Annotated in this window: 10 protein-coding genes; 3 read left to right on the top strand and 7 right to left on the bottom strand. The window is 49.3% G+C overall.

The genetic code is table 11. The features are described 5' to 3' along the window. Positions 1 to 154: 154 nt before the first annotated feature. Positions 155 to 835, bottom strand: coding sequence for a 7-cyano-7-deazaguanine synthase QueC (queC, locus tag LKK83_RS23310; RefSeq protein ID WP_324633781.1), 681 nt, complete (start codon positions 833 to 835; stop codon positions 155 to 157). Between the two features lie 271 nt (positions 836 to 1106). Here queC and LKK83_RS23305 point away from each other — a divergent pair, with 271 nt between their 5' ends. Continuing rightward, entirely contained in the window at positions 1107 to 1622 is a 516-nt protein-coding gene (locus LKK83_RS23305) for a hypothetical protein (protein ID WP_324633780.1), read from the top strand. 158 nt (positions 1623 to 1780) lie between these two features. Here LKK83_RS23305 and LKK83_RS23300 read toward each other — a convergent pair whose 3' ends face one another. From LKK83_RS23300 to LKK83_RS23290, 3 genes are all read right to left on the bottom strand, one after another. Beyond that, the gene (locus tag LKK83_RS23300; protein WP_324633782.1) at positions 1781 to 2101 is read right to left on the bottom strand and encodes a TMEM165/GDT1 family protein; all 321 of its coding nucleotides are present in this window, start codon (positions 2099 to 2101) and stop codon (positions 1781 to 1783) included. 90 nt (positions 2102 to 2191) lie between these two features. Further along, on the bottom strand, positions 2192 to 2617 hold the full coding sequence (locus tag LKK83_RS23295) for a TMEM165/GDT1 family protein (RefSeq protein ID WP_324633779.1): 426 nt from the start codon (positions 2615 to 2617) through the stop codon (positions 2192 to 2194). A gap of 93 nt (positions 2618 to 2710) precedes the next feature. Further along, positions 2711 to 3061, bottom strand: coding sequence for a YkgJ family cysteine cluster protein (locus tag LKK83_RS23290; RefSeq protein ID WP_324633778.1), 351 nt, complete (start codon positions 3059 to 3061; stop codon positions 2711 to 2713). Between the two features lie 276 nt (positions 3062 to 3337). Here LKK83_RS23290 and psb30 point away from each other — a divergent pair, with 276 nt between their 5' ends. Then, complete coding sequence (gene psb30, locus LKK83_RS23285) at positions 3338 to 3469, top strand: photosystem II reaction center protein Ycf12/Psb30 (protein ID WP_324633777.1); 132 nt, start codon at positions 3338 to 3340, stop codon at positions 3467 to 3469. Positions 3470 to 3628: 159 nt separating this feature from the next. Here psb30 and LKK83_RS23280 read toward each other — a convergent pair whose 3' ends face one another. The 3 genes from LKK83_RS23280 to LKK83_RS23270 all read right to left on the bottom strand — a co-directional run bounded on the left by LKK83_RS23280 (position 3629) and on the right by LKK83_RS23270 (position 5472). Continuing rightward, positions 3629 to 3964 (bottom strand): hypothetical protein, encoded by a 336-nt coding sequence (locus LKK83_RS23280; protein WP_324633776.1) that lies wholly within the window; start codon positions 3962 to 3964, stop codon positions 3629 to 3631. A gap of 414 nt (positions 3965 to 4378) precedes the next feature. After that, complete coding sequence (locus LKK83_RS23275; protein ID WP_324633775.1) at positions 4379 to 4834, bottom strand: response regulator; 456 nt, start codon at positions 4832 to 4834, stop codon at positions 4379 to 4381. A gap of 200 nt (positions 4835 to 5034) precedes the next feature. Further along, positions 5035 to 5472, bottom strand: a complete 438-nt coding sequence (locus tag LKK83_RS23270) for a response regulator (RefSeq protein ID WP_324633774.1) — start codon at positions 5470 to 5472, stop codon at positions 5035 to 5037. A gap of 754 nt (positions 5473 to 6226) precedes the next feature. Here LKK83_RS23270 and LKK83_RS23265 point away from each other — a divergent pair. Continuing rightward, a complete protein-coding gene (locus LKK83_RS23265; protein ID WP_324633773.1) occupies positions 6227 to 7489 on the top strand; it encodes a PAS domain S-box protein in 1263 nt (420 codons plus the stop codon). Positions 7490 to 7659: the final 170 nt, after the last annotated feature.

Genomic DNA, 7659 nt, shown 5'->3' with positions numbered 1-7659 from the left:
CAGATTACCAACTGTATGCGAACTCAGGTTGGCTTTTTCGTCTGGTGTGGGGGCGGAGGGTCGATCGCCTGGATTGGAAGGAGCAAAATTTGGGTTTGAACTCCCTCCCCACAAAAAAGGCGCGCTTCAATTTCTCAGCGATCGCCAGATTTCCTTAAACCCCAGCATAAGGCAGGGGGTCGGTTAAGCCTAATTGGGCAAATGCTGCCAAGCGCAAGCGACAGGAATCGCACTGAGCGCAGGCTAATTCCCCACCGGCATAGCAAGACCAGGTTTTCTCCCAGGGGACACCCAGGCGATCGCCGAGTTGAATGATTTCGGTTTTCTTTAAGTCAATCAGAGGGGTGACGATCGCGATCGCTTCTCCCTCTCGGCCTTGTTTTGTCCCTAAGCGAAATACCTCTTGCATCGCCTGAATGTAGTCGGGGCGACAGTCGGGGTAGCCGGAATAGTCGAGGGCATTTACGCCGATATAAACCCGCGACGCCGCGATCGCTTCTGCATAGGCGAGGGCAAAGCTGAGAAAAATGCTGTTGCGCGCGGGCACGTAGGTAATTGGAATGTGGCGCGACATTTCCTCCAGGGAGCGATCTGCTGGCAAGTCCATCGCCTCGTCGGTTAAGGCAGACCCCCCCCACTTTCGCAGGTCAAAATTCACAATCTGATGTTCGGCAACCCCTGCCGTCGAAGCGATCGCATGCGCCGCCTCCAATTCTCGCCGATGCCGTTGTTGGTAATCAAACGAGAGGGCATAACAATTGCAGCCATCAGCTTTCGCTTGATAAAGCACTGTAGAGGAATCTAATCCGCCGGATAATAAAACAACTGCTTTCACCAGAACCTCTCGCAATCTTTCGCTGTCGGGGGAAGGGAAACCTAACCCCATTTGATGATATCATTCCCCTAAGCGGGCAGAACCGCGATCGCCACCTCCTCAAATCTTCATCTGTTACCCCCTTCGTAACAAATCTTAACCCTTTTTCCTGCCAAAACCGGGGATTTCGATACATTTCGTAGCGTTTTGAAAAAATACTTAATCCCAATTGCTACAGATATTCGATAAGCTAAAAGTAATAGAGACACAACAGAAGAAAGAGGAAACATCGATGGCAGCACATTCAACAATCGAATTTAAAAAACCACTGTGGCAAACTATTGCATTATTGAGTCTGGGATTTTGGCTGAGCGGTACCCTGCTGCTGGATGGGGTAATTATGCCGAGTTTATATGCGGCGGGAATGATGACTCAACCCGGTTTTGCTTCCGCGGGTTACATGATTTTTGGCATGTTTAATCGCATCGAATTAATCTGTGCGGCGTTAGTTTTAACCGGGATTTTGGCTTTGGTAAAACTGCACCAAGTGCAAGGAAAGTGGATAACTCCCGCTATTGTAATTTCGGTGTTCCTGTTGGCGCTGACTTCTATCGAAACCTATGGCTTGACGCCGCAACTGAGTGCGTTAGTGATGCAGCTCAATTGGTTAGAACCGCTACAGCAATCGGCGGCTGAAATGACACAAATGCAGTCCGGATATTGGGCATTGGAACTGCTGAAATTGACTGGCGGCGCGATTCTGCTGACTTGGTTGTATCGCGATCGCGGCGAATCCGTGGCTCAATAAATCCCTGGGCATTCCATGAGATTAAACAACAGAAAGCTTCTGCCATTATAATATAGGTGGAGGTTTTTTATTGCGGTGGGGAAGGTGCGTGACCCCCGGATAAAATTCGTGGATTTTCCCATGAATTGGATAACGGGGGTCACGTATCCTACGATTGCTTAATTTTCAATTCCCAATTCTGCAGGGGATTCGGGGGAGTCTTCCGAGTCGGAACTGGGCCATAACAAGCGAATGCCCATGATGGCGAATCCGGCGGCGGCGCTGATTTTCACCCACTGAGTGGGCAAAATTTGGGCTGCACCTTCGCCAATCAAAACGCCGATTAAGCTAGCGAGCAATAACGCGCCGGCAGTGCCGAAAAATACAGCGCGGGGAAATTTGGAACTGCCACCCAGCGCGATCGCCGCAAGTTGGCTTTTATCTCCCAATTCGGCTAAAAACACGGTGATAAAACTCAGTCCGAGAAGTTGCCAATCTATCATATTTTATCCTTTTTCTGATTGCTTTTTTTATCGCGCTGTTAATAGAGAACCTACAGTTGCTGCGCCTTATGGCGGGCAGTGCTTGGGTTAATGCACCACATCCCACACCAAGGTAGCGGCGATAAACAGCAAGACGATCGCTGCCGATCGCTCCAGGGTTTTTGGGGAAACGCGCTTGGCAAGCCATCTTCCTAATATTACCCCTAGCAAGCTGGTGGCGACTAATGCAGAACCAGCACCAGCAAAAACAATCCAGGGGGATTGAGATTCTGCTGTCATTAACAAGGTCGCCAGTTGCGTTTTGTCCCCTAATTCGGCGAGAAAAATGGTGACGAAAGTGGAGGCAAATACTCCCCATGCGCCCCGATCGCCGTTGGATGACTCAGTGGGGCTGTGGGCGTTCGGCGTTTCCGCCACGGCGCGATCGCCATCTGCTTCGCTTACCGGCGGAGTGGGGGAGTGCTGTTCTTTCACCAAAATGGAGCTGCGATCGGATACAGAAGATGTTTTCACGGGTTATTGGGCTAAACGCTCGCTAGGTTTCCAGTATGCAGTTCATTGTTCCAAAGAATGCCCAAAAAGATCAACCCATTGGTAGAGGTTGTTTTAAATTCCCACATAATGGCGAAAGCGTACCATTTCTAAACTGCGATCGCCGTAGACTCCGGAAATCTGCTCGCTGCAGCACTCGATCGCAAACTCGTTGAGCTCTTCCGGTTCGATGCCGTACATGTCCTGGAAAACATCGGCGCGGACCCGACAAAACCGGGGGCGATCGTCGTAAATGCGACATTCGCGGGTTAAGGAGTCGTAATTCACGCACCAGCCATCCGATCCGACCATACTCAGATAAAGCTCTAGTTCTTCGGGGGTCAGGTAGTCTTCTAAGTCGGGACGATCCGCCGGATCCAGATGACAGCAAGCCCCGCACTGCTTTACACATTGCCAAGTTGCCACGAGCGCTCCTCTCCTTATTCTCTGCGCGCCTGCTTTTTTAGCATAGCGGTTTTCCCTCACCGATGGAGCGCCTCCCCCGGGGTTTGCAGAGAATCCCCCCAGGAGTTGGGTTTTTTGGAGTTTTGTAAAGTTTATTAAAAAAATGAGCCATTGGCTTGTAAGATAATTAGGCGGATTTTACCGAACCGCGCTCTCTTCCCGGGGTTGGTTTCCAGCTAGGGTGGAGCGCACTGAAGCCTACTCGTCTATTCAATTGGGCATTTGTTGGGAGGATAAATGGATTTTTTAACCAATTTTGCAAGTAACCTCAACCTGGAAGCGATTATTCAGCTCACGATGGTGGGGTTAATTATGATTTCTGGCCCCGTGGTCATCTTTTTGCTGGCATTTCGCGGCGGGGACCTGTAAAGGTTCGCGATCGCTAATTGCGCGCATTCCGACATTGCCCGACTTCCCGTCGGGCTTTTTTTGTGCCGAGGGGGTGAGTTTAGGTAAAAATTGCCCCGTGGGGCTACAGGTGATCTGAGGAATATCGAGGGGTATCGAGAGAGAAGAGAAGGGTTTTTCCTATAGTGGAGAGGAGTGATAGGCGATCGCTGGCGGGGACGAAGGAATACTTCCGCCTACCGATTCTCCAAGCGGGGGCGATCGCCAATCCTCGGAGCTATCCTCGACAATGTCAGTTAATACGCCAGATTCTTCCACTAATGCTTTTAAGTGGAAATAGGCTTGTTCCGCACTCAGGGGTTCGGCGTGAATCTCGTCGGGAATGTAAAAGTGCCGACCATCGGGAAAGTAGCGCACCACAAACCCGGGAATCACCCCTAAAGATACTGTGGTTTCGGCTAAATCTTCCACAGCTTCCCAGAGGCTATAACGAGTGGAATAACCATCGTAGCCCATTTTAAGCTTGTCTCCTAATTACCCGGTTCGTAACTCTTTGAAAGTCAGACGCGATCGGCAAACCAAGCAGTAGATTGTTTTTTGCAGGTGTTGTCTTGCTCATATTGCGCCTTGCTAACCCATCGTAAGGGGAGGACAGCAGTTTTGAAAACCGAGAAAATAACTAAATTTCCAATTTAACCCTGACAGGAAAATCGGCGATCGCCTGGGTTGGCTGAAGCGGTTCTTTCTTCCTCCCTTCCCCATTTTCCCTTGGAACTGGGCGATTGACCCCCTTTCCTTGACCCCAAGGAAACGGTAAAAACGCTTTTCCTCTTTATCATCTGAATGCTCAGCTTTCCTCACCAACGGCGTCAAATTCTGCTCCCACGACGCCCCTTTCCGGTAGGGACATAGACCCACTGGCATTTTGGTTTAATCTTCATCGGCTGTTAACGAACAGTTAACCCCTTTTTTAACCAGATGGCATACCTCTTCCACTAACTTTTCTGGATCGATAGGTTTGGTGAGGTATTTTTCATACCCTAACCTCCGCGCTTTCGGTCCGTATTCCCATTCGGGCAAACCCGTGACTAACAGGGCGGGAACGGTTTTTCCTACTTCCGACTCTCTCACGGTTTCAATCAGCGCAAACCCATCGCCATCAGGCATTTTCATGTTACTCACCAATACATCCGGTTGTAAATTTTGCAGCACTTCTATCGCTTCTTTAATCGATAACACAGCGATAACCTGTGCCCCGGCTTCTTCAAAAATAAATTTAAATAAATCTCGGGTAGAGATGTCATCTTCTACGACTAAAATTCTTTTACTTTGTAAAGGTTTAAAATTTGCAAAAAAGTTAGGGTCGCTCTCCGGCTTGCTAATCATTATAATTGCTTTATTTATGGCAACTTTCGGCAGATAAAATCAGGAAATGGCTTAGGTAAAACTGGCGCAGAAATTGAAATCTCCTCAGCTTCGCTCTTCTTTTTCCTTCAAACGCAATAAAAGTAATCCATGTAAATCGGGCCGATGCTCCGATTCTGTTAGCCGATCGCCTATCGGCTAACATCTGGCGTCGGTTTGCTCTACGCTGCTTGTTGCAAGTTGCTGACGCATGTGGTTAGGCGGTTTAACAACTCTTTAAGACTGAAAGGTTTGGTAAAATAAGCCCTCGCCCCGAGGCGCTCGATCGTTTGAATTTGCTCCTCATCGAAACAACTACTCATTACCACTACCGGCAAGTGTTTCAACCGGGGTTTATCGGCGATCCATGCTAGTAATTCCAACCCGGAGAGGCGAGGCATGTTAATATCCGTCAGCACTAGCTTAGGCATCGGTGTGGCGCGATCGCTTTTTCCTCCACCGTTGCAGTGGGAAAGGTAAAGCTGCGCTTCTTCTCCATTCTTGACCACCTGCAAGGTAAAAGGTAAATTGGCTTTCTCAAAAACCAGTTGAACTATTTTCGCGTAGTTGGCGTCATCTTCAACCAGTAAAATCATATTGTCAGGAGCGATCGCTTTCATCAGTTATTCACCTCTGTAAGTTGATTACTTTACATACTCTTATCCCGCTTGATGGAAATCCCCAGGGCTTGGGTTCGAGTCATCCGCCTCTTTATCCATTCCGATAACTTTCCCTAATCCCCCTCGTTTCCCTGTCGTGCAAGATATCTCTGCCCTAACTCTATCATCGTAAATGCCCCGCAGGGTTAACGATTTTTCGGGGACTGGGGGAGGCGAAATCTGGGGCGCTTTTTGCACTGATATTCCACGCCTGGTATCAATAACGCCGATATATTGGGCTAAATCGACCGGCTTGATCTGTTTATCCTGGGTCAATGGTCGGGTTTTGCTGATAGATCCATAATAAGTGCAATCCCCGACACGCCAATCTCCCAGTAGGGATAAACTCCGGTTAACTTATGGTGTAGTAACGAATACGCGGACAGGCTATCCGGGAATAAAGTGTTACATATCACAGACCCAAATCTTTTTCTGTCCGATACCGCACATAGAAAATAGAATCCTTGTGGAGAAAGGGGGTCGAGGATTGCAGGTTCGGTGAAATTAAATGGCAAACTCCTTGCATTTAGCCTAAATTGGCGATAGAATTTGAGAGTAATATGTTTTTTCGGAAAAATCATACCGTAACTGCTTTCACTCGGTCACAGAGAAGATGGGCACAATAGTTTTTGCTACAGGAAGGGTAGGCACCCCAACCTCGGGAGATTGCAAGTTGCAAAAGTTGTCAAGCCACCGGGTGGCTTAGGAAGGAATTATGTTTCAACCCATCAATCGCGATCGCGAGAATCCAGCAGTGAGCACTCAGGCTATGACTTTTGAATCGTTGAGGCAATATGTAGAGACCCTCGACGATCGCGTTCGCCGACTCTACGAAAGGGCAAATCCCGCCTTGGAGAAACAACCCTCCCTGATGCTGCATGCGTTTAAAGAACTGGGGACGGCGGCGGAAGCATTGCAGGTGGCGATGGAGGAGCTATTATGCCAGCACGAGAATATCTTGGACCTGCACTCCGAAGTAGAACGAGAGCGCGATCGCTACCACATCCTGTTTAATGAGTCCCCAGATGCCTACCTGGTCACCGACGCTAGCGGAATCATTACTCACGCCAACCGCGCCGCCCTAGTGCTGTTTAATTGCCCCGCGCAATTCTTACTGGGAAAACCATTCCCGACCTTGGTTCCTTCCGAGCGAAGCAACGCCTTTCGCCAACAACTGCGACAGCGCCAAGAACACCGCGATCCGCAAGAATGGGAATTGCGCCTGTATTCCCCGTATCGCAATGCGTTTGACGCGGCGCTTACCCTGTCTTGCGATCGCGATGAAACGGGCAATGTGCTTTCCATGCGTCTGTGCGTGCGCGATATCACCGCCCGAGTGCGGCGAATCGCCGCCCAGGAAGCGCAAGAAGCGTTCGACCCCACCTGCGATCGCGATCGCCATTGCTATCTCAAAGGAGACATCATCCCCTTCAAACTCGATAGCCTGTGGATTATCTGCGAGGGGTGGGTGAAACTGAGTACCCTCACAGAAAACAACGAAGAAATTATGATGGGCATTATCGGTCCGAAAATGCCCTTCGGACCGAAGTTTACCCCCTTCTCTATCTATCAAGCTACGGCGGTTTCGGATACGGTAGAATTGGTCTGCATCCCCCAAGCAGAAATTGCAGAATGCAACCAGCTCAAATCCTTCAACAATTCCCAACTGCTAGAGCACTTGCATCAAACCCAATATTTTTTAGCTGTATATGGTCGGCGCAAAATTAAACACCGCTTGCTCTGTCTGCTCAAAACCTGCGATCGCCTGTTCGGCGATCGGGTCCCCCAAGGCTCTCGACTGCAAGTGCGCCTCACCCATCAAGAACTCGCCGACGCCTGCTGTACCACTCGCGTCACGATTACTCGCTTCTTAAAGACCCTACAAGAGGAAGGAAAAATTCTCTTCGACAGGGATAACCACATTATTCTCCCGGATGCAGTATCCAGCTCCCCCCCCCCCGCACAGATAACAGGTTAACAACTAGCTTTGTACTGGGCAGATGTCCTAAACAACAATGTTAGAGATGCATCCAACTCCCCCGCTTGTAGAGACGCGATTTAATCCAATTAATAAAAGGGCATTGCCCAATTAATTTTGGCTAATTGCGCTAATTGTCGTGAGAGTGAATTGTTATAGGGAGGAGAGTC

It is taken from the genome of Phormidium sp. CCY1219 (assembly GCF_035615515.1).
Classification (GTDB): Bacteria; Cyanobacteriota; Cyanobacteriia; order Cyanobacteriales; family Laspinemataceae; genus CCY1219.
Note: the sequence above shows the minus strand (reverse complement) of the source record. Positions and strands in the feature narration are given on the sequence as shown.